At 58.9% G+C, this 24,305-nt stretch carries 24 protein-coding genes and 1 pseudogene; 11 read left to right on the top strand and 14 right to left on the bottom strand.

What is annotated here, in order from left to right; all coding sequences use genetic code 11:
- Positions 1 to 85: 85 nt before the first annotated feature.
- The 3 genes from CPter91_RS14925 to CPter91_RS14915 form a co-directional block, all read right to left on the bottom strand.
- Positions 86 to 1,432, bottom strand: a complete 1,347-nt coding sequence (locus CPter91_RS14925; protein WP_061941597.1) for a DEAD/DEAH box helicase — start codon at positions 1,430 to 1,432, stop codon at positions 86 to 88.
- Positions 1,433 to 1,718: 286 nt separating this feature from the next.
- A complete protein-coding gene (locus CPter91_RS14920; RefSeq protein ID WP_061941595.1) occupies positions 1,719 to 2,177 on the bottom strand; it encodes a VOC family protein in 459 nt (152 codons plus the stop codon).
- Between the two features lie 156 nt (positions 2,178 to 2,333).
- On the bottom strand, positions 2,334 to 3,137 hold the full coding sequence (locus CPter91_RS14915) for an inositol monophosphatase family protein (RefSeq protein ID WP_061946271.1): 804 nt from the start codon (positions 3,135 to 3,137) through the stop codon (positions 2,334 to 2,336).
- A 301-nt stretch (positions 3,138 to 3,438) separates the two neighbouring features.
- Between CPter91_RS14915 and CPter91_RS14910 the strand changes: the two genes are divergently transcribed.
- Positions 3,439 to 4,215: an RNA methyltransferase gene (locus CPter91_RS14910; RefSeq protein ID WP_061941594.1), complete on the top strand. Its 777-nt coding sequence runs from the start codon at positions 3,439 to 3,441 to the stop codon at positions 4,213 to 4,215.
- 63 nt (positions 4,216 to 4,278) lie between these two features.
- On the opposite strand, the gene lexA is transcribed toward CPter91_RS14910, so the two are convergent.
- Positions 4,279 to 4,926 (bottom strand): transcriptional repressor LexA, encoded by a 648-nt coding sequence (gene lexA, locus CPter91_RS14905; RefSeq protein WP_061941592.1) that lies wholly within the window; start codon positions 4,924 to 4,926, stop codon positions 4,279 to 4,281.
- A gap of 340 nt (positions 4,927 to 5,266) precedes the next feature.
- Between lexA and rpsF the strand changes: the two genes are divergently transcribed.
- From rpsF to CPter91_RS14870, 7 genes are all read left to right on the top strand, one after another.
- Entirely contained in the window at positions 5,267 to 5,635 is a 369-nt protein-coding gene (gene rpsF / locus CPter91_RS14900; RefSeq protein WP_061941590.1) for a 30S ribosomal protein S6, read from the top strand.
- 40 nt (positions 5,636 to 5,675) lie between these two features.
- The gene (priB, locus tag CPter91_RS14895; RefSeq protein WP_061941587.1) at positions 5,676 to 5,993 is read left to right on the top strand and encodes a primosomal replication protein N; all 318 of its coding nucleotides are present in this window, start codon (positions 5,676 to 5,678) and stop codon (positions 5,991 to 5,993) included.
- 50 nt (positions 5,994 to 6,043) lie between these two features.
- Entirely contained in the window at positions 6,044 to 6,328 is a 285-nt protein-coding gene (gene rpsR, locus CPter91_RS14890; RefSeq protein WP_038488337.1) for a 30S ribosomal protein S18, read from the top strand.
- 26 nt (positions 6,329 to 6,354) lie between these two features.
- The gene (gene rplI / locus CPter91_RS14885; RefSeq protein ID WP_061941585.1) at positions 6,355 to 6,807 is read left to right on the top strand and encodes a 50S ribosomal protein L9; all 453 of its coding nucleotides are present in this window, start codon (positions 6,355 to 6,357) and stop codon (positions 6,805 to 6,807) included.
- Positions 6,808 to 6,924: 117 nt separating this feature from the next.
- Positions 6,925 to 8,325, top strand: coding sequence for a replicative DNA helicase (locus CPter91_RS14880; protein ID WP_061941583.1), 1,401 nt, complete (start codon positions 6,925 to 6,927; stop codon positions 8,323 to 8,325).
- A gap of 190 nt (positions 8,326 to 8,515) precedes the next feature.
- A complete protein-coding gene (locus CPter91_RS14875) occupies positions 8,516 to 9,142 on the top strand; it encodes a DUF47 domain-containing protein (protein WP_014006461.1) in 627 nt (208 codons plus the stop codon).
- Between the two features lie 74 nt (positions 9,143 to 9,216).
- Positions 9,217 to 10,227: an inorganic phosphate transporter gene (locus CPter91_RS14870; protein WP_061941581.1), complete on the top strand. Its 1,011-nt coding sequence runs from the start codon at positions 9,217 to 9,219 to the stop codon at positions 10,225 to 10,227.
- Between the two features lie 160 nt (positions 10,228 to 10,387).
- Here the strand turns inward: CPter91_RS14870 and CPter91_RS14865 are convergent, their stop codons facing one another.
- From CPter91_RS14865 to CPter91_RS14840, 7 genes and pseudogenes are all read right to left on the bottom strand, one after another.
- Positions 10,388 to 11,965: a DHA2 family efflux MFS transporter permease subunit gene (locus CPter91_RS14865; RefSeq protein ID WP_061941580.1), complete on the bottom strand. Its 1,578-nt coding sequence runs from the start codon at positions 11,963 to 11,965 to the stop codon at positions 10,388 to 10,390.
- A 99-nt stretch (positions 11,966 to 12,064) separates the two neighbouring features.
- Positions 12,065 to 13,288, bottom strand: a complete 1,224-nt coding sequence (locus CPter91_RS14860) for an HlyD/EmrA/EmrK family protein (RefSeq protein WP_061941578.1) — start codon at positions 13,286 to 13,288, stop codon at positions 12,065 to 12,067.
- 40 nt (positions 13,289 to 13,328) lie between these two features.
- Positions 13,329 to 14,843 (bottom strand): efflux transporter outer membrane subunit, encoded by a 1,515-nt coding sequence (locus tag CPter91_RS14855; protein ID WP_061941576.1) that lies wholly within the window; start codon positions 14,841 to 14,843, stop codon positions 13,329 to 13,331.
- 124 nt (positions 14,844 to 14,967) lie between these two features.
- Complete coding sequence (locus tag CPter91_RS14850) at positions 14,968 to 15,441, bottom strand: MarR family winged helix-turn-helix transcriptional regulator (protein ID WP_061941575.1); 474 nt, start codon at positions 15,439 to 15,441, stop codon at positions 14,968 to 14,970.
- A gap of 147 nt (positions 15,442 to 15,588) precedes the next feature.
- The gene (locus tag CPter91_RS27750; RefSeq protein WP_417924860.1) at positions 15,589 to 16,137 is read right to left on the bottom strand and encodes a sensor histidine kinase; all 549 of its coding nucleotides are present in this window, start codon (positions 16,135 to 16,137) and stop codon (positions 15,589 to 15,591) included.
- Positions 16,138 to 16,149: 12 nt separating this feature from the next.
- Positions 16,150 to 16,952 (bottom strand): annotated as a pseudogene (locus tag CPter91_RS27585) (sensor histidine kinase N-terminal domain-containing protein); the annotation flags it as partial.
- Between the two features lie 32 nt (positions 16,953 to 16,984).
- Positions 16,985 to 17,659 carry a response regulator gene (locus tag CPter91_RS14840; RefSeq protein WP_061941573.1) on the bottom strand — a complete coding sequence of 225 codons (675 nt, stop codon included), beginning with the start codon at positions 17,657 to 17,659 and terminating at the stop codon, positions 16,985 to 16,987.
- A gap of 159 nt (positions 17,660 to 17,818) precedes the next feature.
- Between CPter91_RS14840 and CPter91_RS14835 the strand changes: the two genes are divergently transcribed.
- The 3 genes from CPter91_RS14835 (at position 17,819) to CPter91_RS14825 (ending at position 20,757) form a co-directional block, all read left to right on the top strand.
- The gene (locus CPter91_RS14835) at positions 17,819 to 18,835 is read left to right on the top strand and encodes an ABC transporter substrate-binding protein (RefSeq protein WP_061941571.1); all 1,017 of its coding nucleotides are present in this window, start codon (positions 17,819 to 17,821) and stop codon (positions 18,833 to 18,835) included.
- 146 nt (positions 18,836 to 18,981) lie between these two features.
- Positions 18,982 to 19,830 carry an ABC transporter ATP-binding protein gene (locus CPter91_RS14830; RefSeq protein ID WP_231880092.1) on the top strand — a complete coding sequence of 283 codons (849 nt, stop codon included), beginning with the start codon at positions 18,982 to 18,984 and terminating at the stop codon, positions 19,828 to 19,830.
- A gap of 72 nt (positions 19,831 to 19,902) precedes the next feature.
- Complete coding sequence (locus CPter91_RS14825; RefSeq protein WP_061941569.1) at positions 19,903 to 20,757, top strand: ABC transporter permease; 855 nt, start codon at positions 19,903 to 19,905, stop codon at positions 20,755 to 20,757.
- 102 nt (positions 20,758 to 20,859) lie between these two features.
- Here the strand turns inward: CPter91_RS14825 and CPter91_RS14820 are convergent, their stop codons facing one another.
- The 3 genes from CPter91_RS14820 to CPter91_RS14810 all read right to left on the bottom strand — a co-directional run bounded on the left by CPter91_RS14820 (position 20,860) and on the right by CPter91_RS14810 (position 24,067).
- On the bottom strand, positions 20,860 to 21,147 hold the full coding sequence (locus tag CPter91_RS14820; protein WP_061941568.1) for a DUF4148 domain-containing protein: 288 nt from the start codon (positions 21,145 to 21,147) through the stop codon (positions 20,860 to 20,862).
- A gap of 319 nt (positions 21,148 to 21,466) precedes the next feature.
- Complete coding sequence (locus CPter91_RS14815; RefSeq protein WP_061941566.1) at positions 21,467 to 22,207, bottom strand: metallophosphoesterase family protein; 741 nt, start codon at positions 22,205 to 22,207, stop codon at positions 21,467 to 21,469.
- A gap of 144 nt (positions 22,208 to 22,351) precedes the next feature.
- Entirely contained in the window at positions 22,352 to 24,067 is a 1,716-nt protein-coding gene (locus CPter91_RS14810; protein WP_061941564.1) for a PhoH family protein, read from the bottom strand.
- Positions 24,068 to 24,305 lie beyond the last annotated feature (238 nt).

The following is a 24,305-nucleotide window of genomic DNA, read 5'->3' as shown; positions in this document are numbered from 1 at the left end:
GATACGATGTCGTGCATTATTTTCCAAGCCAGCTGACGGCGGCCGTTGTTAGCGGCGCCGTCAGCTGGCTTGCTTTCAGCGGCGTTTAACGACCGCGGCCGCCGGAGCGGCGTGGCGCCGCCGGACGTGCTTGCGAACCGTTGCCACCGCCGTGGCCGCGCGATGGGCCCTGGGCCGGCTTGGCGCCGCCTGGCGCGCCGCCGGGAGCACGGCCGCGTCCACCGCCGCCACCAGCGCGTTGGCCGCCGCCACCACCGCTGCGCAGCTGGATAGGCTGGGCACGGGCGTTAGGGTCAGGTTCAAAGCCGGCCACCACTTCTTTCGGCAGTTCGCGCTTGATCAGCTTCTCGATGTCTTTCAACATCTGATGTTCATCCACGCACACCAGCGACACTGCTTCGCCGGTGGCGCCCGCGCGGCCGGTACGGCCGATGCGGTGTACATAGTCTTCCGGCACATTCGGCAGGTCGTAGTTGACCACGTGCGGCAACTGGTCGATATCGATGCCGCGGGCGGCGATGTCGGTCGCTACCAGCACTTGCAGGCTGCCGTCCTTGAACTCGGCCAGCGCCCGGGTGCGCGCCGACTGGCTCTTGTTGCCGTGGATCGCCATGCCGCTGATGCCGTCTTTTTCCAGTTGCTCGACCAGCTTGTTGGCGCCGTGCTTGGTGCGGGTAAACACTAGCACCTGCGACCATTGATGGGTCTTGATCAGATGCGCCAGCAAGGGGTGCTTGCGGTCGCGGTCCACCGGATGGATCTTTTGCTGGATCACTTCCACAGTCGAATTGCGGCGCGCTACTTCGATCATGGCTGGCGAGTTGAGCAGGTTGTCGGCCAGGATCTTGATTTCGTCGGAGAAGGTGGCGGAGAACAGCAGGTTCTGGCGCTTCTTCGGCAGCACTGCGAGAATTTTCTTGATGTCGCGGATGAAGCCCATGTCCAGCATGCGGTCGGCTTCGTCGAGGATCAGAATTTCCACGTGGTTCAGGTTGACAGTGCCTTGCTGCATGTGATCCAGCAGGCGGCCCGGGGTGCACACCAGGATATCGACGCCGTGCTTGAGCAGCTTGATTTGCGGATTGATGCCGACGCCGCCGAAGATCACGGCCGAGGTCAGTTTCAGGTATTTGCCGTACAGGCGCACGCTTTCTTCCACCTGAGCCGCCAGTTCGCGGGTTGGCGTCAGCACCAGCGCGCGGATCGGACGCTGGCTGCCGGTCGGATTGGTGGCCGAAGTCGACAGGCGGTGCAGCACAGGCAAAGTGAAACCAGCGGTCTTGCCGGTGCCGGTCTGGGCGCCGGCCAGCAAATCGCCGCCGGCCAGCACTGCAGGAATCGCCTGCGTCTGGATCGGGGTAGGGGTAGTGTATCCGTGTTCGGTTACGGCACGAACGATGGCTTCGGACAAGCCGAGTTCAGAAAAAGACATGACAACTCAATAGAATAATATCGGCCTGTCGCCCTTTGTAGGGCGCCAGTCGCAGGCAAACGGGATTAGAGGAGATTGGAGCCACCCTGGCCGAGGAATAACGCTCCCGGCCCGATAACATCCTTGACAGCAGTATTTGACTGGAGAATTTGCTGTGTCGCCGCAGAGTATAACAATGGCGCGCTACAGGCAAGTGTTTCCGCTGTATTCAGCGGACGCTGGAGCAAAATGACCGCCAGCGTGCCGCTTGCGGAGCAAGGCCGGGCGCGTGGCAGTCAGCACAAGCTTATTTCATTGCGGCTGCGGCGCGTTCACGCAACTCTTCTTCCGAGTAATCGGCGATATGAGTGCTGACGGTCCAGACGTGGCCGAACGGATCCCTGAGGGTAGCGGAGCGATCGCCGTAAAACTGATCTTGCAGCGCTCGGATTTCTGTTCCGCCGGCAGCAATCGCCTGCGGATAGGTGACATCGACATTGTCGACATAAAGCATGATGCTTATGCCCGCTGCGCCGAGCGACTTCGGGCTGCGAATCAGCATTTCCGGAAATTCATCCGCCAGCATGATGCGTGCATTGCCGATCTGGATTTCGGCGTGGCCGATTCTATTGTCCGGTCCTTCCATGCGCAGTATTTCTATTGCATTGAAGGCTTTTTTATAGAAATCGAGTGCTGCGGCTGCGCCGTCGATGGCGAGATAGGGGGTGACGCTGGTGTAGCCGTCGGGGATGGTTTTGACTGCCATGTCGCTCTCCTGCAGGTTGAGATATGGTCGTTAAAAGTGTCCAATGCTGCGACTGCGCATGCATTGTAGTCTTTCAAGCGTGCAGTTGACATGGCAAAAATGCCGGTTTTCGGAATGACAGCAAGAACAAAGGCTTCTTGCTGTCATGGGCAAGCATTATTTTGTTGCGTATGGCGACAACAGGCTGACCATTTGCGCGAACACCTTAGGGCTGCCGGCCAGTACGTCGCCCTTGTACAGGTAATCGGATTCGCCGGTGAAATCGCCGATGATGCCGCCCGATTCGCTGATCAGCAGGGAGCCGGCAGCGATATCCCAAGGTTTCAGGCCTTTTTCAAAGAAGCCGTCCAGGCGGCCAGCCGCCAGGTAGGCCAGGTCGAGCGCGGCGGAACCGGGGCGGCGCAGGCCGGCGCAGCTTTGGGTCATGATGCGGAACATCTTGATGTATTCGTCCATGGCCGGCCCTTCGGTTTCGCGGAATGGAAAGCCGGTGCCGATCAGGGCGTCAGCGATCTTGTCGCGCTTGCCGACGCGGATCCGCTTATCGTTCAGATAGGCGCCGGAGCCTTTGGTGGCAGTGAACAGGTCGTTGCGGGTCGGGTCGTAGACCACGGCCTGGGTGATCTGGCCGCGATGCTGCAGGGCGATGGAGACGCAATACTGCGGGAAGCCGTGGATAAAGTTGGTGGTGCCGTCGAGTGGATCGATGATCCAGACGTTTTCGTTGTCGTCGTGCAAGTTGGCGGAAGCGCCCGATTCTTCGGCCAGGATGGCGTGGTCGGGGTAGGCATTCTTCAATACGTCAATAATCGCGGCTTCGGCAGCCTGGTCGACTTCGGTGACGAAATCGTTGTGCTGCTTTTTGGTGACTTTCAGCAAATCGAGGTCGAAAGAGGCGCGCGAGATAACCGCGGCGCCGCGACGTGCGGCCTTGATGGCCGTATTGAGCATTGGATGCATGATCGGGGTTTCGTTAAAATGGCGGCACTGTGCCAACCGGGAACAGAACCGCCTATTGATTGATAATAATGAACGATGCGGGCTGTGCCGCGACTGTCTTGCCGCTTATCTGGATACTTATTTTGCTACCTGTTTGGGTAAATAAGTGGGTAAGTAAGCAGCTTTTAGTCGCAGAAATCCGCGTTATGGCGCTATTTTAAACCTAGATTGCTGAATTGACCGCTTACTTTTACCTGAAAGGCCAGATGAACACAGATTTTCTTTCGTTTGATAGCGCTCGTCGCTTGCGTGGAGAGCACAAATGAACCCGGCGAAAATCGATACGTCTCTTTTTCAGCGGCTGCGCTTCGTGCTGGTGGAAACCAGCAGTCCTGGCAATGTCGGCGCCGCAGCCCGCGCGATCAAAACCATGGGATTTTCCGAGCTGGTCCTGGTTAATCCGCGCTTTCCCGATGTCTTGCAGCGCGAAGAAGCCGTTGCGTTCGCCAGCGGCGCCCAGGATATCCTGGCGTCGGCGCGTATCGTCGACAGTGTCGAGCAGGCTTTAGAAGGGTGCAACTTTGCCGCAGCCTTGAGCGCACGTTTACGCGAATTTTCACCGCCGCTGACGGCACCTCGCGCGCTTGCGGCCCAGTTGGCCGGTGACGCCACTTTGAATGCGGCGGTATTGTTCGGCAGCGAACGCTATGGCTTGCCCAACGAAGTGGTGGAAAAGTGCAATGTCTTGCTGAACATCCCCGCCAACCCGGAATATTCGTCGTTGAATCTGGCGCAGGCGGTGCAGGTGCTGGCTTACGAATGCCGGGTTGCCGCCAGTGAAAATTTGTCGCCTGCAGGCGCCGGCGAAATCGGTTTTCAGGGCAATGCCGCCAGCCTGACCGACATCGACGGCATGTTTGCGCACCTGGAACAGGCATTGATCGAGATCGAGTTCCTGGATCCCGCCAGCCCGAAAAAATTGATGCCGCGTTTGAAGCGGCTGTTTTCCCGGGCTCAGCTGGAGACCGAAGAGGTCAATATCCTGCGTGGCATCGCCAGCCAGATACTGACCAAGCGGCGCCGTCTGGACCGCTCCTGACGCCTTGCTGAGGCCGGCGTGGCGCCCGGCCCGGCTGGTGTTCGGACTGCCGTCTGCTTGGCTTTAGTTCCAGCTGCGCAGCAGGCCGACCGCCAGGCCTTCCAGTGCGAAATCTTCCTGGGAGTTGACGATAATAGGCTCGAAGTCGGGATTTTCGGGCAGCAGCTGGATCACCGAGCCGGATTTCTGATAGCGCTTGACGGTGACGTCGTCGCCCAGGCGCGCCACGACAATCTGGCCATTCCTGGCGCTGTCGGCTTTCTTTACAGCCAGCAAATCGCCATCCAGGATGCCGGCGTCGCGCATCGACATGCCGCGCACCTTCAGCAAGTAATCCGGCTTGGCGCTGAACAGGGCAGGGTCGACGTTGTAGCTGGCCTGGATGTGCTCCTGCGCCAGGATCGGCGAGCCGGCGGCGACCCGGCCGACCAGCGGCAGGCTGAGCTGCATCAGCGCCGGATGCGGCAGCGCCAGTTGCGTGCCTTGGCTGCGCAGCGTGCTTTCCGTCAGGCGGATGCCGCGCGAAGTGCCGGGAGCGATCACGATGGCGCCCTTGCGCGCCAGCGCCTGCAAGTGTTCTTCTGCCGCATTCGCCGAGCGGAAGCCGAGTTCGGTCGCGATTTCCGCGCGTGTCGGTGGGAAGCCGGTGTTTTCGATGGCGTCCTTGATCAGGTCGAGGATTTGTTGTTGGCGGGCGGTCAGTTTAATCATATGTGTTTGCAGGCAAGGTTTGACAGTTGGGCAGGACAGGCGAACTGCGCTGATCCAGGCTATCCAGTTCAGATAGGGGCACGAATACTTCAACCGGCTTTTCAGGCAACCAGTCTGCATTTGTGCTGTGTATATCAACAGTCTGTATTTTTGTACAGTATTTGTGCAAATGCAAGATAAATTGATGCGAATTAGCCACTTCCTTATGCCTATGTCGCCGCAGGCGCCTGAAAACATTGAGTTTTGTTGCAATTGCGCGTACTATTGCTGGTTTTCCTCTTCCCACACTCGTCTTGACGCCGAGGTGGGCGATTCTTCAATCAGTCCAAAAGGAGCTTACATGCGTCATTATGAAATCGTATTTATCGTCCATCCAGATCAAAGCGAGCAAGTGCCTGCAATGATCGAGCGCTACAAAGGTATCGTCACTACACGTGGCGGCATCGTGCATCGCGTGGAAGACTGGGGCCGCCGCCAACTGGCATACCTGATTCAGAAACTGGCAAAAGCACATTACGTTTGCCTGAACATCGAGTGCGACAGCGAAACTCTGGCTGAAATCGAAACCGGCTTCAAGTTCAATGATGCAGTATTGCGTCATCTGACTGTCAAGCTGAAGAAGGCCGAAACCGGTCCTTCGCCAATGATGAAGGCTGTGCAGAAGGAAGATGCTGCCAAGAGCCATCGCACTGAAGCGCCGGCAGCCTGATTTACCTGCCCTGTCAGCGTAGCCATCGAGTCCATCAGGAGTGAGTCAAGCCAATAACGTGTTTCAGCTGGTTGCCGAAATTGCCGAACGTGAAGTCATACGTTATACACCGGCAGGCATTCCGATCGTATCTGCAAATCTGCAGCATCGCTCGGAGCCGATTGAAGCAGGAATAAAGCGTTTGATCGAATTTGAAATCGCCGCGCTAGCCGTCGGCGAGATTTCAGGAAGATTCAGTCAGGCGCCGTTGGGAGGCACCTTCTGGTTTACCGGTTTCATGGCACGCAAGAGTCGCAACGGCAGGGGCCTGGTATTTCACATCACGGATTTCGCTGCAATAGAAGCAGACGGTTCCTAGAGAACATAGCGGAAATTGCAGATTCATTATTTTAGATACAGGAGCCAAAAATGGCATTCGGTAAAAAGTTCGATAAAAGCAAACTGAAAAACAAGCGTCAACAACAAAACCCGCTGTTCAAGCGCAAGAAATTCTGCCGTTTCACCGCTGCACACGTTGCCAGCGTTGACTACAAGGATGTCGACACGCTCAAGGATTTTGTTCAAGAAAACGGCAAGATCATGCCAGCACGTCTGACCGGCACCAAGGCAATCTATCAACGTCAAGTGGACACTGCGATCAAGCGCGCACGTTTCCTGGCGCTGCTGCCATACACCGATCTGCACAACGCTTAATTGACGACTTGAAATAGGAGAAAAATATGCAAGTTATTCTGTTGGAAAAAGTCGTTAATCTCGGCAACCTGGGCGAAGTTGTTCGCGTCAAGGACGGTTACGCACGTAACTTCCTGATCCCGCAACGCATGGCGCGTCGTGCTACGACTACCGCTATCGCTGAATTCGAAGCGAAGCGCGCTGATCTGGAAACAGCAGCGGCAGCCAAGCTGGCTGTGGCCCAAGGCCAAGGCGAAAAACTGAACGGCCTGACTGTTCAGATCTCGCAAAAGTCGGGCGTTGACGGCCGTCTGTTCGGTTCCGTGACCAACTTCGACATCGCTGAAGCGCTGACCAAGCAAGGCTTCGCAGTTGAAAAAGCACAAGTTCGCTTGCCGAACGGTCCGCTGAAGACAACCGGCGAACACCCGGTTGCAGTTGCTCTGCACACTGACGTCGTGGTTGACATCGTCATCGCAGTGATCGGCGAACACGTTTAATACGCTGTTGGCAAAAAGTTATTGCAGTCAAAAAAAGCCGGGTTTTCCCGGCTTTTTTTACGTCCTTTTTCTGGCAGTGCAGCAAGACGCTTATGAGAAGCAGGTATAATTCGCGCCATGAAAGCACCTTCTAAAGCACCGTCCGATCCGCAGTTAGATTCCCTCCGCGTACCACCCCATTCGATCGAAGCAGAACAGTCCGTTTTAGGCGGATTGCTGCTGGATAATGCGGCCTGGGACAAGATCGCGGACTTCGTCAATGCCGACGATTTCTACCGCTACGATCATCGGATCATTTTCCAGCACATGGTCAAGCTGATCAACGGCAGCAAGCCGGCTGACGTGATCACGGTCTTTGAATCGCTGAGCGGCACCGGCAAGGCGGAAGAGGTCGGCGGCCTGAGCTACCTCAATGCGCTGGCGCAAAATACGCCATCGGCGGCCAATATCCGCCGCTACGCCGAGATCGTGCGCGATCGCGGCGTCTTGCGCAAACTGATTACCGTGGCCGATGAAATTTCCGGCCAGGCTTTCAGCCCGCAAGGCAAGGAAGTCAAGCAGATGCTGGACGAGGCGGAATCGAAGATTTTTGCGATTGCCGAGGAAGGTGCGCGCGGCGCCCAGGGTTTCCAGGAAATCCAGCCGCTGCTGACGCAAGTGGTGGAGCGTATCGACGAACTTTACAACCGCGATAACCAGAGCGATATCACCGGTGTTTCGACCGGTTTCATCGATCTCGACAAGATGACGTCCGGGCTGCAAAAAGGCGACCTGGTGATCGTGGCGGGACGCCCATCCATGGGTAAGACCGCGTTCTCGGTCAACATCGGCGAGAACGTGGCGATCGAAAGCGGTTTGCCGGTGGCGATCTTTTCGATGGAAATGGGCGGCACCCAGCTCGCCATGCGTATGCTGGGTTCGGTCGGCAAGCTGGACCAGCACCGTTTGCGTACCGGCCGCCTCAATGACGAGGACTGGCCACGCCTGACCCACGCGATCCAGAAGATGAACGACGCCCAGCTGTTCATCGACGAAACGCCGGCGCTCAGCTCGATCGAACTGCGCGCCCGCGCGCGCCGGCTGTCGCGCCAGTGCGGCACGCTGGGCCTGATCATCATCGACTATTTGCAGCTGATGTCGGCCAATAATGCCGGTGAAAACCGCGCCACAGAAATTTCTGAAATCTCGCGTAACTTGAAGGGCCTGGCCAAAGAGCTGCAGTGCCCGGTGATTGCGCTGTCGCAGCTGAACCGCTCGCTGGAGCAACGCCCCAACAAGCGTCCGGTGATGTCCGACTTGCGTGAATCCGGCGCTATCGAGCAGGACGCCGACGTCATCCTGTTCATTTACCGCGACGAGGTATACAACCCCGATTCGCAGGAAAAGGGCACCGCGGAAATCATTATCGGCAAACAGCGTAACGGTCCGATCGGTAGCGTGCGTCTCAGTTTCCTCGGGCAATACACGAAATTCGACAACTATGTCGGTAATCTGGATGCGCCGTACGGCGGCGATTGATTACCGTTATTGCCGTTGTTGATTTTGTTGCATTAACGAAAAATTTACAAAATCCTGCTAAGCGCTGGCCGAGCGAGCCTGATATATTTCAGTTTCGTGACATTGTTTGCTTTAAATTAATATCCTTGATTTAAATGCAAGCGTAGTTGTAGTTTTAGATTCAGCTTAACCCTCAGAAGAGAGAATAAACATGTTTGGACGATTGATGCCCACCGAGGGCAAATTCTTTGAGCTCTTTAATCAGCATGCAGAGCTATGCGTCAAGGGCGCTAAAGAAATGGTGGCGTTGATGACTAACTTCGACGATCTGGAAATCCGCGTGCATGCGATCGAAGGCATTGAAAAGCAGGCCGACCAGGTCACGCACCATGCGATCGACATGCTGCACAAGACCTTCATCACACCGATCGACCGCGACGACATCCATCAGCTGATCACCCGCATGGACGATATTCTCGATTTGCTGGAAGACGCGGCGCAGACCATCTCGCTGTACGACATCAAGGCCATCACGCCAGAAGCCAAGCGCCTGGCCGAGCTGTGCCTGGGCTGCGCCGAGAAGGTCAAGGCTGCAGTCGGTCTGCTGCACAACATGGACAACTCGCGCGAGATCCTGGCGATCTGCGTCGAGATCGACCGCCTGGAGTCGGACGCCGATCACGTGATGCGCGCCGCCATGTCGAAACTGTTCCGCGACGAGCCTGATGTACGCACCCTGATCAAGCTCAAGGCGATCTACGAACTGCTGGAAACCGTCACCGACCGTTGTGAAGATGTCGCCAACATCATCGAAGGCATTATCGTCGAAAATGCCTGATGCAGAGTAGGGCGCCGGCGGCCCGTGGTCGCTAGCGCATCGATGCAATCCTAAAAAAACGACTCTGGCTACTCATGCACACTCTTCAAATCAGTATTTACGTTCTCGTCTTCCTTATTGCACTGGCGCTGGTGTTCGATTTCATGAACGGCTTCCATGATGCCGCCAATGCAATCGCCACCGTGGTCTCCACCGGCGTCCTCAAGCCGCAGCAGGCAGTGGCCATGGCGGCCCTGTTCAACTTCATTGCGATTGCGGTGTTCCAGCTGCACGTCGCCGCTACCGTCGGCAAGGGCACTATCGATCCCAATGTGGTGGATCATTACGTCGTCTTCGGCGCCCTGGTCGGCGCCATTTGCTGGAACATCCTGACCTGGTACTACGGCATTCCGTCGTCGTCTTCGCATGCCTTGATCGGCGGCCTGGTCGGCGCTGCAGTGGCCAAGGCCGGCACCGGATCGCTGATCTCGGCCGGCCTGATCAAGACCATTGCCTTCATCGTGCTGTCGCCGCTGCTGGGCTTCGTCTTCGGCTCCATCATGATGGTGCTGGTGTCGTGGATCTTCGTGCGCTCGACGCCGCGCAAGGTCGACAAATGGTTCCGCCGCCTGCAGCTGGTATCCGCCTCCATGTATAGCCTCGGGCACGGCGGCAACGATGCGCAGAAAACCATCGGCATCATCTGGATGCTGCTGATCGCCACCGGCTTTTCGCAAGCCAGCGACAGCCTGCCGCCATGGTGGGTGATCATTTCCTGCTATAGCGCGATCAGCCTCGGTACGCTGTTCGGCGGCTGGCGCATCGTCAAGACCATGGGCCAGAAGATCACCAAGCTGAAACCGGTGGGTGGCTTCTGCGCCGAAACCGGCGGCGCCATTACGCTGTTCCTGGCGACCATGCTGGGCGTGCCAGTCTCGACTACCCACACCATCACCGGCGCCATCGTTGGCGTCGGCGCTGCACGCCGCGTCTCCGCGGTGCGCTGGGGCGTTGCCGGCAATATCGTCTGGGCCTGGGTGCTGACGATTCCAGCTTCGGCCTTCATGGCGGCGATTGCCTGGTGGATCGGCAAGCATATCTTGTAAGCGATGCGGACCGGGTGGCGTTGCGCCACCCGGCTTCGGAAAACAAAACGGGCGGTGCATAGTCAACTATGCACCGCCCGTTTTTCATGAGCTCCGCTGCCGGAGCTCATGCTTCAAGTTGGATTATTAAGCTGGATTACGGCTTGCGCTCAAATCCCTCTTAGTGCGCGCCGCCGGCATCCACCGGCAAGCTGGAACGCTGCGGTTTGGTCAGCCATACCAGCGCAATCAGCATCAGGAATAGCACCGCCGAAATCCAGAAGATATCGGTCGCCCCCTGGGTCGCCGCCTTGACCGAAATCAGGCGGTCGATGGTGGCCCAGGCGGCCGGCTCCGGCATGCCCTGCGCCATCAGGTTGTGCACCGCCTCGTTGAATGCCGGGCTGTGCGGCCCGGTGAATTCGGTCAGTTGCGAGTGGTGCAGGGAGGTGCGGCGATCCCACAAGGTGCTGGTGATCGAGGTGCCCATGCCGCCGAACATGATACGCACGAAGTTGGACAGGCCCGCGGCCGAAGGAATCTTGTCCGGCGGCTGGCCTGACAGGATGATCGAGGTCAGCGGAATGAAGAACATGGCCATCGCCGCGCCCTGGATGATGGTCGGGATCATCAGCGTGAAGGTGTCGACATTCTCGGTGAACTGCGAACGCAGGTAGAACACGATGGCAAAGATGAAGAAAGCGGTGCTGGCCACCCAGCGCGCATCGATCTTGGGCAGCAGCTTGCCGATGAAGGGCGACAGGATGATTGCAAAGATCCCGACTGGCGCCATCACTTCGCCGGCCAGCGTTGCGGTATAGCCGAGCGTGGTCTGCAGCCACAAAGGCAGGATCACCAGGCCGCCGAACATCAGGCCGTAGCCGACCGAGATGGCGATCACGCCGCCGCTGAAGTTGCGGCCCTTGAACAGTCGCAGGTCAACCACCGGATGGTCGTCGCCCAGTTCCCAGATGATGAAATAGATAAAGGCCACCAGCGCCACCGCACCCAGGATCACGATGGTGGAGGAATTGAACCAGTCCAGTTCCTTACCCTTGTCCAGCATGATCTGCAGCGAGCCGACCCAGACCACTAGCAAGGCCAGTCCGACCTTGTCGATCGGCAGCTTGTAGGTGGAGGATTCGCGCTTGTGGTATATCGACCAGGTGGCCCAGGCGGCAAACACGCCGACCGGAATGTTGATATAGAAAATCCACGGCCAGGTGTAGTTATCCGAGATCCAGCCGCCCAGCAGCGGTCCCATGACCGGCGCCACCAGCGTGGTCATGCCCCAGAAGGCTAGCGCCATCCCGCTCTTGGAGGGAGTGTAACTGGACAGCAGCAATGACTGCGACAAGGGAATCATCGGTCCGGCGACGGCGCCTTGCAGTACGCGGGCGGCGATCAGCACTTCCATGCTCGGCGCCAGGCCGCACAAGATCGAGGACAGCACGAAGAGGATGATCGAGGTCACGAACAAGCGTACCTGGCCGAAGCGTTGCGTCAGCCAGCCGGTCAGCGGCACGGAGATGGCGTTGGCCACCGCGAACGAGGTGATGACCCAGGTGCCCTGTTGCGGCGAGACGCCGAGGTCACCGGAAATGGCCGGGATGGAAACGTTGGCAATCGACGAATCGAGGACGTTCATGAACACGGCGAGCGACAAGGCTACCGTACCCATGACAAGCTTGCCGCCGGTCAGCGGCGGCAGTGGTTGCGAAGGCGGCCGCGGTGGCGGCGCTGGTTTTGGGGAACTCATGAAGGCATTCCGGTAAGGGTTATTGCATGTCCGCTGCCGTCAGCGCGGCCGCCAGGACGGCGGCTTGCGCTGCGGCATTCGCCGGCAGGTTGCAGGGTATCAGTGCGCTGCCGCTGCATTGTTGTTGGCAGCGATGATGCTGGCGATACGTGCATCGGCCTCCTGGCCGCTCTTGTCGAACACATCGGTGGTGTAAGCAGGCGTAGTGCGCGCCGTGCCTGCAGTCAGCGAAGTGCCTTCAGTCTTGGCGACGTCGACGCTGACGTTCATCGAGACGCCGATGCGCAGCGGATGGGTTTCCAGGTCTTTCGGATCCAGCGAAATACGCACTGGAATACGCTGCACGATCTTGATCCAGTTGCCGCTGGCGTTTTGCGCCGGCAGCAAAGCAAAGGCTGAGCCGGAACCGGCTGCCAGGCCGACCACTGTGCCATGGTATTCAATCTTGGAGCCGTAGACATCGGAATCCAAAGTCACCGGCTGGCCGATGCGCATGTTCTTGATCTGTACTTCCTTGAAGTTGGCGTCCACCCACAAGGCGTTCAGCGGCACGATCGACAGCAGCGGGGTGCCGGCGGCGACGCGCTGGCCAACCTGCACCGAGCGCTTGGCGACATAACCGGTGGTCGGCGCCAGCAGGCTGGTGCGGGCCAGGTTGATATAGGCATTGCGGACCTGGGCCGCGGCGTTCAGCACGTTCGGGTGCAGTTCAACCGTGGTGCGGTCGGTCAGCACCTTGTTGGAAGACAATTGCTCGCGCGCCGATTGCAGGGCCGCTTCGGCGCTTTGTACTGCTACCTTGGCGTGATCCAGCTCTTCCTTGGAGACGGCGCCAGTGCTGATCAGTTGCTGGCGGCGCGCGAGGTCGGCGCGGGCGCGTTCCAGTTCAGCGCTGCGGGCGGTGACGGCGGAGGTCAGGGTATTGTTGTTGACGAACAGCGTGCGCACCTGGCGCACGGTCTGCGCCAGCTGGGCTTCGGCCTGGTCCAGCGCAACCTTGGCGTCGGCCTTGTCCAGTTCAACCAGCGGTTTGCCGACCTGTACCAGCTCGGTATCGTCGGTATTGATCGCCAGCACCGTACCGCCAACCTGGGGCGTGACTTGCACCACGTTGCCGCCAACGTAGGCATCGTCGGTGGTTTCGTAGTGGCGGGCATAGATGAACCACCAGATGCCGTAGGCGAGCAAGACAATGATCAGGGCAATGGTGACGCCGATCAGCAGGCTGCGGCGCTTGCCGTTGACGGCAACCGGCTGGGCTGGAGCGGCAGCAGCGGCGCTGCCGGCGGATGCTTCTTGTGGGTTTTGATTTGGTGTTGTCATGGTGCGGATTTCGCAATAAGTGAACGGTTATTTTGATGAATCAGTTAGTAGCGCTTGCTTGCGGATTGCTGGCGGTATCTGCTGCGGCTGGGCCGAGGCCCGCCGCGTCTGCCTCAAAGCCGCCTCCCAGCGATTTGATCAGGTTGACGCGCAGATCGGCCCGGCGCGCGCGCGTATCGAGCTCAAGCTTGCGCTGCGCCAGCCAGCTGATCTGGCTGCTGACGACCTGCAGCATATTGGCAGTGCCGACCTGTTGCCGTTGCTCGGCCAGCTTCATGCCGCGTTCGGCCGCGTCTACCGCAGTCTGCTGATTCTTGCTCTGTTCTTCCGCGGCGCGCAGCGACTGCACGCTGTCCGCCACTTCGTGGAAAGCGTCGTTCAGGGCTTGATTGTAGGTAGCTACCGCGCCGTCATAGGCAGCGACCCGGCCTTTGAGCTGGGCACGCAAGGCGCCGCCTTCAAAGATCGGCAGATGGATGGCCGGACCGGCGCCGACCACCTTGCTGCTATGGTTCAGGAATTGTGAAAAGCTGAGGCTGGAAAAGCCGATCATGGCGGACAGGTTGATGTCCGGATAGAACTCGGTCTTGGCCACCTTGATATCGCTTTGCGCCGCTTCTACCTGCCAGCGCGCTGCCAGTACATCCGGCCGCCGCCCCATCAGGCCCAGCGGCAACTGGTCGGGCAGGGCGATGGCGCTGTCCGCCGGCAGTACCGGCTGGGCGATTTTCAGTCCGCGATCCGGACCCTGGCCCATCAACGCGGCGATCTGGTTGCGGGTCAGGGCGATCGCTTCCTGCCATTGCGAACGTTCTGCGCGCAGGCCGGCGATTTGCTGGCGGCTCTGCTGGTTGTCGCTCTGGGTGTCGAGGCCGGCGGCAAAGCGTTGCTGGGTCAGCTTGTCGAGCTTGTCGCGCAATACCAGCTGCTGGTTGGTCAGGTCGAGCTGGGCATACTGGCGTCCCAGTTGCAGCCATGCTTTCGAGATGGCGGCAGTCAGCACCAGCCGTGCCGAATAATCTTCTGCTTGCGCGGCTTTGCTTTGCGAAATGGCGGAGCGCAACTGCTCGCTATGCTTGCCCCAGAAATCCAGGTCATAGCTGAAGTTCAGCGCCGTTTCATAATCCGTCACGTACATGCCGCCGAATGGCGGCGGATAAATGCTGTTCTCGGAAAAGCGTTCCCGCGTCGCCGACAGGCTGGCGCCGACTTGCGGCTTGCTGGTGGCGCCGGCCGCTTCCACCATCGCATGCGATGCGGCGATGCGGGCGGATGCTGCCTGCAGATTCGGATTGGTAGCGAGCGCTTCGTCGACCAGCTGCTGCAGCTGGCTGCCGCCGATGCTGCTTACCCAGGAGCTGCTCGGCCAGGCGCCGCCTTGACCCGGCAAGGACGAAGCGGAGGCATAGTCGTCCGCACTGTTCGAGCGGGCGCTGCTGTGAATCCCGCTGAAATTGGCGCAGGCCGCCAGCAGCAATACGGCAGCGCTGATGGCAAGGCGCTGCGTCGCGAGTTTCGGCAGGCTGCGTCGGGATGAAGAAGAAAGAGGATTCATGTCGATGTTGATTTGACGAGTTGATTTAGCGGCCACGGATAAATGACTATAAGGAATAACAACGGGGAATGACACAGGCGCCTGATTACTTAAAAATAATACTGTATGGATAGTTCTTGCTTAGTCAATGTGTTTTCTCTGCTGGCGCATTCGTTGCCAGCAGACGTCGCAGCATGGATTTCAAAAAGCCGATTTCTTCAGCGCTGAAATCGGAAAAATGCTTGTTCAGCACGCCGCAAAACGCTTTTGGCATTTTTTTTGACAGCTCCAGCCCGTCGGCGGTCAGGTGCAGCTTCATCAGGCGCCGGTCGTGCGCACAGGGTTCGCGCGTAATCAGGTCGCGGGCCGCCAGACGGTCGATCATGCGCTTGGTCGATGCGGCATCCGTGTACGTCTCGCGGGCAAGGTCGGCCGCGGTAGAGTATTTCCCGGTTGACAGCATCAGCAAAATCGCACCCTGGGCATGGGTAATCCCATATTCCGCCAGCGATTCGTCCGAACTCTTGACCAGCATGGCGCGCGACCGCGCCAGCAGATAGCCGATGCTTTCTTCTATCTGGTAGTTCTCCACGGTGAAAATAGGTGTTCGATTACTCACGGATTTCTTGCTTTTCTGTGCTGGTGCATTATCTAGTTATTATTTATTCGCCGCTTGTTGGCTTGAGTTTTGCGCGAATATTCATTGCCTAGGCAATAATATACTGCAAAATAAACTTCTCTGCTGGCGACGTCCTAGAACCGTTGCTCAGGTTTTATTTGCAGCGGCGGCCTCTGCGCAAGCTGGCAAACGTACCATTACGGTCAAGCCGCTTTGCTGGGCGGAGGCAGCCAGCGTCACCGTACCTTGTGCGGCGATCACGATTTCCTTGACGATCGCCAGGCCCAGGCCTGTGCCTTCCTGGCCAGGTGCGGCGTTGCGGAAGAAACGTTCGAACACGCGGTCGCGCACCTCCGCCGGAATGCCCGGCCCATTGTCGCTGACGCTGATGGCGATCTGTTCCGGGCCGGCGGCAATGCTCACGGTGACCTTGCCATGCGCCGGCGTGTAGCGGATGGCGTTGTCGACCAGGTTCATCATCATGGCGTTGAACAAGGCTTCGTTACCCATGGCCCAGGCATGCTCGTTCGCAGTGTCGAGACCCAGATCGATGTTCTTGCGCTGCGCCAGGTCGACAATTTCTTCCAGCACCACGGCGGCCACGGCCAGCAGGTCTACCGGATGGCGCAGGAAAGCGGTGGTGTTGGCAGCTTCCGCCTGCGACAGCAGCAACAACTTGTTGGTCAGCTCGGTCATGTTGCGGCTGCTTTCCTGCAGCGCCTGCAATACTTCGCCGCGCCGCTGTTCGTCGGTCAGGCGACGCGCAAACTGGATCTGCGAATCGATCAAGGTCAGCGGCGTGCGCAACTGATGGGCGGCGTCGGCGATAAAACGCTTCTGCGCCGCGACCTGGGTGTTGAGGCGCTGGATGGTTTGATTGATGGCTTCGACGATAGGGCGCAGCTCTAGCTGCAGCTGGCCGGGCTTGATTGGCGATAGCGAGGTGGCGTCGCGCGCGGCCAGCTGATTCTTCAGGTGCATCAGCGGCCGCAACTCCATGGTCAGGCCGATTACTACCAGGGCGATGGCCAGCAGCAGCATGGCGATCTGGCTGTGCAGAGCGGGGCGCCACAGGTCGGCCAGCATCTGGTCACGGGCGCGCGTGGTCTGTCCTACCAGTACGGCGATCTTGCGCAGTTGGCCGGCGTTGTACAGGATCCGCACCTGGCTTACCACGCGCAGTGCCTGGCCGTGGTAATCGATATTATTGAAGGCCGGCGCCGTCAACGGGAAGCGCAGCGCCGGCGGAAAATCCGGACGCCCGCCAGCAGGCTGTCATGATCGGTGATGACCTGGTAATACACCTGGTCCTGCTCGGGCGAGACCAGCAGCTCCAGCGCTGCCGGCGGCACGCTGGCATGCGGTACGCCGTCCAACCACTGGATCTCGCCGGCGATTACCTGGGCCGAAGCCAGCAAGGCATGGTCCTGGATCAGGTCCGCGGTCTGGCGCGCGCTGCGGTACGACAGTGTGGCGCTGATAGCGACAAATAATGTCAGCGGAATCAGCAACCACAACAGTAAGCGCAGGCGCAGGCTGATGATCAAGAGATGTCTTTCTGTTTGAGCAGGTAGCCGAGGCCGCGCAGCGTCATGATGGCGGCCTGGCAGTGTTCCATTTTTTTGCGCAGGCGATGGATGTAGATCTCGATGGCGTCTGCGCTCGGTTCATCGTCCAGCCCGAAGACGCCATCCATCAAGGCCGTCTTCGAGACGGTCTTGCCTTGCTTGAGCATCAGGATTTCCAGCACGTCGTGTTCGCGCGCGGGCAGCGCCAGCGGCTGGCCGGCGATCGAGAACTGCCGGGTATTGCTGTCGTAGCACAGGTCGGCGCAATGCATTTCCGCTGTCTTGTCGGGCGTCTGGCGGCGGATCAGGGCTTTGATCCTGGCCACCAGCTCACGCACTTCGAACGGCTTGACCAGATAGTCGTCGGCGCCGGCGCCCAGGCAATCAACCTTCTCGTCGATCGAGCCGCTGGCGGTCAGGATCATTACCGGCACATTGTTGTGGCGCTGGCGCAGCCGCCGCAAGACGCTTTTGCCGTTCATCTTTGGCAGCTGCAGGTCGAGCAGGACGACATCGTAGCTTTCGCTTTGCAGCAAACTGTCGGCCATTTCGCCATCGCTGGCGACATCAATTGTGAACTTGTCCTCCTTGAGGATCTTGCTGAGCCACAGTGCTAGCGGCGGATTATCTTCGATCAGGAGTAATTTCATGGGTGCTGGCCAGGTTATGTTGCAATGCAATCTAAATTGCCGGGATTTGGAAAGCTGGATGAAAGTTATCGCATCCTAGAATACGCTCAAGATTGGAACAATGGCAGCCCGTCATATGGATCCAGCGATTATCCCAAAAAAATAAATGGAGACAACACAATGCATACCCTCATCCGCGGTTCGTTGATTTCTGCTGTGCTGCTGTCGGGCACGGTGCTTGGCGCCAGCCAGGCCGTTGCGGCAGACTCAGGAAAAATCACCATTATGGTCGGCGGCATCACCAAAATGATTTACCTGCCGGCCAAGCTGACTGAACAGCTCGGTTACTTCAAGGAAGAGGGGCTGGATGTCGAGCTGCAATCGCAGCCGGCCGGGGTCGATGCAGAAAATGAATTGCTGGCCGGCGCGGTGCAGGCGGTGGTCGGTTTCTACGACCACTCCATCGATCTGCAAAGCAAGGGCAAGGAAGTCACTGCGATCACGGTCTTCGGACAGGTTCCCGGCGAAGTGGAAATGGTTTCGACCAAGGCAGCCGCCAGCATCAAGAGCATGGCCGACGTCAAGGGCAAGACCCTGGGCGTGACCGGTCTCGGTTCCTCCACCAACTTCCTGACCCAGTACCTGGCAGCCAAGAGCGGCATCAGTTCCAACCAGTATTCGGTGCTGCCGGTAGGCGCCGACAATACCTTCATCGTGGCGATCAAGCAGGGCCGCATCGATGCCGGCATGACCACCGAACCGACCGTATCGCAGCTGCTGAAGACCGGCGATGCCTCGGTGCTGGTCGACATGCGCACCGTCGAAGGCACGGTCAAGGCGCTCGGCGGCCTATACCCGGCCTCCAGCCTGTACGTGCAGCGGCCATGGCTGAATACGCACAAAGCGGAGGCAACCAAGCTGGCGCGCGCTTTCGTCAAGACGCTGAAATTCATCAATACCCACAGCGCGGCTGAAATCGCCGACAAGATGCCGAAGGACTACTACGGCAACAACAAGCCGATGTATGTACAGGCGCTGCAAAACTCCCTGCCGATGTTTTCCGCAGACGGCAAGATGCCGCCAGGCGGCCCCGAGACTGTCTTGCAGGTCTTGTCCGGATTTAATCCGAACGTCAAGGGCAAGCATATCGATCTGGCTAAAACCTATACCAACGAGTTCGTCAGCGCGGCTAAATAAGCACGGCGAAGCACAGCGCAGAATTAGCAAAGGCCGTCATGTTCCGCGCTCAGGCGCAGGACCTGGCGGCAGATGGATGGCCCTGGCCGGCGCGAGCTTCGCGTGCGGCGCGACCGCTGTCGTCCAAAATTTAAAAGGAAACTGAAATGACTCAAACAGCATACGCTTCGGCGGCGCCGGCTTCGCCTGTCAAGCTGGCGACGCCGGAACCGTCGCGCGACACACCCGCTATCGAACTGCGCAATGTCTCGTGCCGCTTCATCTCGCCGGACGGCAAGGCCACCGTAGCTTTGCGCGACTTCACCATGAGCGTGGCGCGCGGCGAATTCGTGGCAGTAGTTGGCCCTACCGGCTGCGGCAAGTCGACCACCCTGAGCATGATCACCGGCTTGCTGAAGCCGACCGTAGGCGAGGTGCGCATCATGGGTGAGCCGGTCAACGGCATCGATCCGCGTATCGGTTTTGTGTTCCAGAACGACGCAGTATTCCCGTGGCGCAGCGTGCTGCATAACGTCGCCGCCGGACCGCTGTTCCGCGGCAAGCCGAAAGATGCGGCCTATGCTTTGGCGGAAGAATGGATACGCCGCGTCGGCCTCGATAAATTCAGCAATCACTATCCGCACCAGCTGTCGGGCGGCATGCGCAAGCGCGTGGCCCTGGCCCAGACCTTCATCAACAGTCCCGAGATTTTGCTGATGGACGAACCCTTCAGCGCGCTTGACATGCAGACCCGCACCTTGATGCAGGACGAGCTGCTGCAGCTGTGGTCGTCGCAAGCGGGCTCGGTGGTGTTCGTCACCCACGACCTGGAAGAGGCGATTGCGCTGGCCGACAAGGTCTATGTGCTGACCGCCCGTCCGGCCACCCTGAAGAGCGTCTATGAAATCGACCTGCCGCGGCCGCGCGTGATGTCCGAGGTGCGCTACGAACAGCGCTTCATCGATATCTCGCGCAAGATCTGGGCTGACCTGCGCGAAGAAGTGCACATCAGCTAAATCGTCTTTCCCCATTTACCGTGCCGCGTGCCAGTCTGGATTCCAGGGCAGGCGGCAGCACAGAGGCAAACCATGAATCAAGCACACACCGTCGACAAGTTGAGCGCCGCCAGCCTGGCCACTGTCGAACAAGAAGCACAACGCAAAATCAAGCAACGCTACTGGCTGGTGATATCGCTGCGCGTCGCCATCCTGATCCTGACCCTGGGCGGCTGGGAGCTGGCAGCCAGGCTGCAATGGATAGATCCGTTCTTCTTTTCGCAACCTTCGCTGATCGTGATCCAGATCTACGACTGGATCGTCGAAGGTACATCGCAAGGGCCGCTCTGGACCCAGGTGCTGGTGACGCTGGAAGAAACCGTGCTGGGCTTCCTGATCGGCTCGGTAGCGGGTGTGGTGTGCGGTATCCTGCTGGGCCGCAACAAGCTGCTGTCGGATGTCTTCAGCATCTATATCCAGGTCGCCAATTCGATTCCGCGGGTGGTGCTGGGGTCGATTTTCGTGATCGCGCTGGGCCTGGGCATGGCCTCCAAAGTCGCGCTGGCGGTAGTGATGGTGTTCTTCGTGGTGTTCGGCAATGCCTTCCAGGGCGTGCGTGAAGCCGATCGTTACATGATTGCAAACGCACAAATCCTCGGCGCATCGCCGCGCCAGGTCACCATGTCGGTGGTAATTCCATCGGCGCTGAGCTGGATCCTGGCAAGCTTGCACGTCAGCTTCGGCTTTGCGCTGGTCGGCGCCGTGGTGGGCGAATTCCTCGGTTCCAAGCAGGGCATCGGTTTGCTGATTTCGACTGCGCAGGGCGCTTTCAACGCCAGCGGCGTATTTGCCGCCATGATCGTGCTGGCCGTGGTGGCCCTGGCGGCGGATTATTTGCTGACTACGCTAGAAAAACGTTTGCTGAAATGGCGTCCTGTGGCATTCTAGTTCTTAATTGCAATTTACTGACTTAAGGTTGCGGCGCATTTTACGATGCGCCGTTTTTTTTTGTCCATTTTTCGTCCATCAGGACGCGCGCATGCCCGGCGGCTATTGCTTGGCGCCGCCGCGATCGTCATGCGAGTCAATCCCATTCGTCTTTTCGTTCTTGGGATGCGCCGCGGCCTTATGGCTTTGCTGATTCCTCTTGATGGTTTCCTTCGATGGCGGGTAATCGGCGTTCCTGGCAGGGACTTGGCCATTGTGCTGCGCCTCGGTCAGTTCTTGCCGGACCTCCTGTCGTGTTTTGCCCTTGCCATCCGAAGCGTTATCCGCAGCCGCGGCGCCGAATGATAAGGATGCTGCGGTCAGTGCCAAAATCAGTTGTGTGAATTTCATTGCAAACTCCGTTAGTTAAGATTTCGGAATACACAAACGACACGGGGTTTGCCGGCATGCTTTCTTGTTCTGAAAATTGCCGGCGGGAGTCGTTTCGATAAAGGCAATGGCTGCAATAGCCCGTATGCCTTGGTGTCCAGTATGGAAAAAATGTGGCTGCGGGAAGATGGCCGCGGGATTACATTTTCGCAATCCGCGGCATTGCTTGGACGGACAGCAGGCTGGCAGGTAACAATTGAATGAGGGCGAGCCTGGCTGGCAGGAGGCTAAGTGAACTCAGCTGTGCAGCGCACCGGTCTGCGCTGCATGGCGGCGCGCTTCAGGACGCGGCGCGTCCCGTGAGCAGCCAGCGTGCCCAGTCATCCCTGCCGTTCTTTGCGGCCTCGGCCGCGGCTTTGTGATGGTCGTAACCAATGCAGTGGTGGCCGACGCGCCAGCCATGCATGTCTTTTTCGCACATCGCATAGCGCGCATGCGGGCTGCCGTTTTCGATGACATGAAACCATGGCTGGTCGTCGTCATAGGCTTGCAGGCCGACGCTGCCCGGATTCACTACCAGCCTGCCGCCGGAGACGGCACAGCTGCGCGGCTTGTGGCTGTGGCCGCAGATGATGAGCGTCTGGCTGAGGCCGGCGGCGTATGCCTCGATCTGGGTCTGCCGGGCCATGCGGCAACCGTGCTGGTCGACTTCTTCCAGGAAATAAATCAGGTCGCTGGCCGGCGTGCCGTGGCACATGTAGACGTCCTCGGCGACAGCCAGGGTGCCGGGTAGTCCCTTGATCCAGTCGCGCTGCGCCTGTGTGGTGTTTTCGAAGGCGAACTGATCGGTCGGATGTCCGGCTTTGGCGGCGCAGGACAGCAACTGGCGTTCGTGGTTGCCGGCGATGGTAGGCAGGCCCAGCGACATCAGCAGATCGGCTGTAGCGGCCGGCGCCAGCGGGCCGGACAGGATATCGCCGGCGTTGACGATCAGGTCAGCACCTTGGCGTTTGATATCCGCCAGCACGGCTTGCAGCGCCCAGATATTGGCGTGGATATCGGAAAGGATGGCGATTTTCATGGGCGTACTCCGTGGCGGATGAAGTGCATATCGCATCATCAAATAAAAACGGGTGTAATTCAATCAGAGCGCTCCTCGCGCACCTCGAATTACACCCGTTTGCCTGTTACTAGTGGCGCATCGCTGCGCCGCTGTCAAGCGTGATTACAGCACGTCGCTGGCGTGATCTGCCAAACGTGAGCGCTCGCCACGCGCCAAGGTGACATGGCCGCTATGCGACCAGCCCTTGAATCGATCGACCACGTAAGTCAGGCCGCTCGAGCCTTCGGTCAGGTACGGCGTATCGATCTGCGCGATATTCCCCAGGCAGATGATCTTGGTGCCCGGACCGGCACGCGTCACCAGCGTCTTCATCTGCTTCGGCGTCAGATTTTGCGCTTCGTCGATGATCAGGAACTTGTTGACGAAGGTGCGGCCGCGCATGAAGTTGAGCGACTTGATCTTGATACGTGAACGGATCAGATCCTGGGTGGCGGCACGACCCCATTCGCCGGCATCGGAATCGGACTTGTTGAGCACTTCCAGATTGTCGTCGAAGGCGCCCATCCACGGCCCCATCTTCTCTTCTTCCGTACCCGGCAGGAAACCGATGTCTTCACCGACCGGCACCGTGACGCGGGTCACGATGATTTCGTTGTAGGTCTTGGTTTCCAGTACTTGCGCCAAGCCGGCCGCCAGCGCCAGCAAGGTCTTGCCGGTGCCGGCCTGGCCCAGCAGGGTGACGAAGTCGCAGTCCGGATTCATCAGCAGGTTGAGGGCAAAGTTCTGCTCGCGGTTGCGGGCGGTGATGCCCCACACGCTGTTCTTGGCGTGACCGTAGTCGCGCAAGGTTTGCAGCACCGCGGTCTTGCCGTTGATCTGCGTGACCTGGCCGTAGAACGCCGGCTCGCCGTTTTTCGGTTCGATGAAAACGAACTGGTTGACCAGCAGGGTCGGCACCAATGGCCCGCTCAGGCGGTAGTAGGTATAGCCGGTGCCGTGCTTGTTCTCTTGCCAGGATTCGATGCCCTTGCCGTGCTTGATCCAGAAATCGTCCGGCAATTGCTGGATGCCCGAGTACAGCAGGTCGGTGTCTTCCAGCACGTGGTCATTAAAGTAGTCTTCCGCCGGCAAGCCCATGGCGCGGGCCTTGATGCGCATGTTGATGTCTTTTGACACCAGCACCACCGGGCGGCCCGGGGTTTCCGCTTCCAGTCCGCGCACCACGCCGAGGATCTGGTTGTCGGCTTTCCCGACCGGCAAACCTTCCGGCAGGTCGGCATTCTGCAGCTTGGTCTGGAAGAACAGACGGCCCTTGGCATCCTTGTTGCCAAGTTTGGACAAGGGAATGCCGCTGTCGATCTGGTCGTCGCCGATATCCCCGACCAGCGCATCGAGCGAACGCGATACCTGGCGGGCGTTACGGGCGACTTCCGACATGCCTTTCTTGTGGTTGTCCAGTTCTTCCAGGGTCACCATCGGCAGATAGATGTCATGCTCTTCAAAACGGAACAGCGAGCTTGGATCATGCATCAGCACGTTGGTGTCCAGCACGAACAGCTTGGTCACGCCGGATTTGTCGGCGGCGCGGCTGGTGCTCGATTTCGGGCGGCTATGGCCTTCGGCAGGCTTGGCCGGGGCGGCAGCGCGGCCATTCTCCGCCGGCGCCTTGGTCTTGCGGCTTTCCACCGGGGTTACAGCCGGCTTTGCAGCCGGTTTGGCAACCGACTTGTCGCGTGCCTGTGGTGCTATTTCCTTGTTGCGGGTAATCGGTTCAACAATGGCGATACGTGGTTTGACGGCTTTGCCGGCTTCCGCTTTTGGATAATCTTGAACGGACAGTAAAGCAGCGGGTTTGGTCGGTAATTTTGGTAAGGGCATCAGAACCTCGCTTTAAAGATGAAAAAATGTTCGCTTGGGTGGCAACGCGAACTGGACCAAACAGATGAAGCTACGGCTGGAACAACAATATTGGTAAGGAACATCAGCTATCACTCACAATAAACAGGCCCATAACACGCCATGAGGGCAGGCCTGGCCGGTCGAGACCCCGTCAGGAAATAACTTGAACATTTGTACTGTCCGTAGCTGGCGCGCTGCTGCCGCTGTTACGTTCGCC

Source organism: Collimonas pratensis (assembly GCF_001584185.1).
Taxonomy (GTDB): domain Bacteria; phylum Pseudomonadota; class Gammaproteobacteria; order Burkholderiales; family Burkholderiaceae_D; genus Collimonas; species Collimonas pratensis.
The sequence above is the reverse complement of the archived record's forward strand: the minus strand, read 5'-3'. Positions and strand labels throughout refer to the sequence as shown.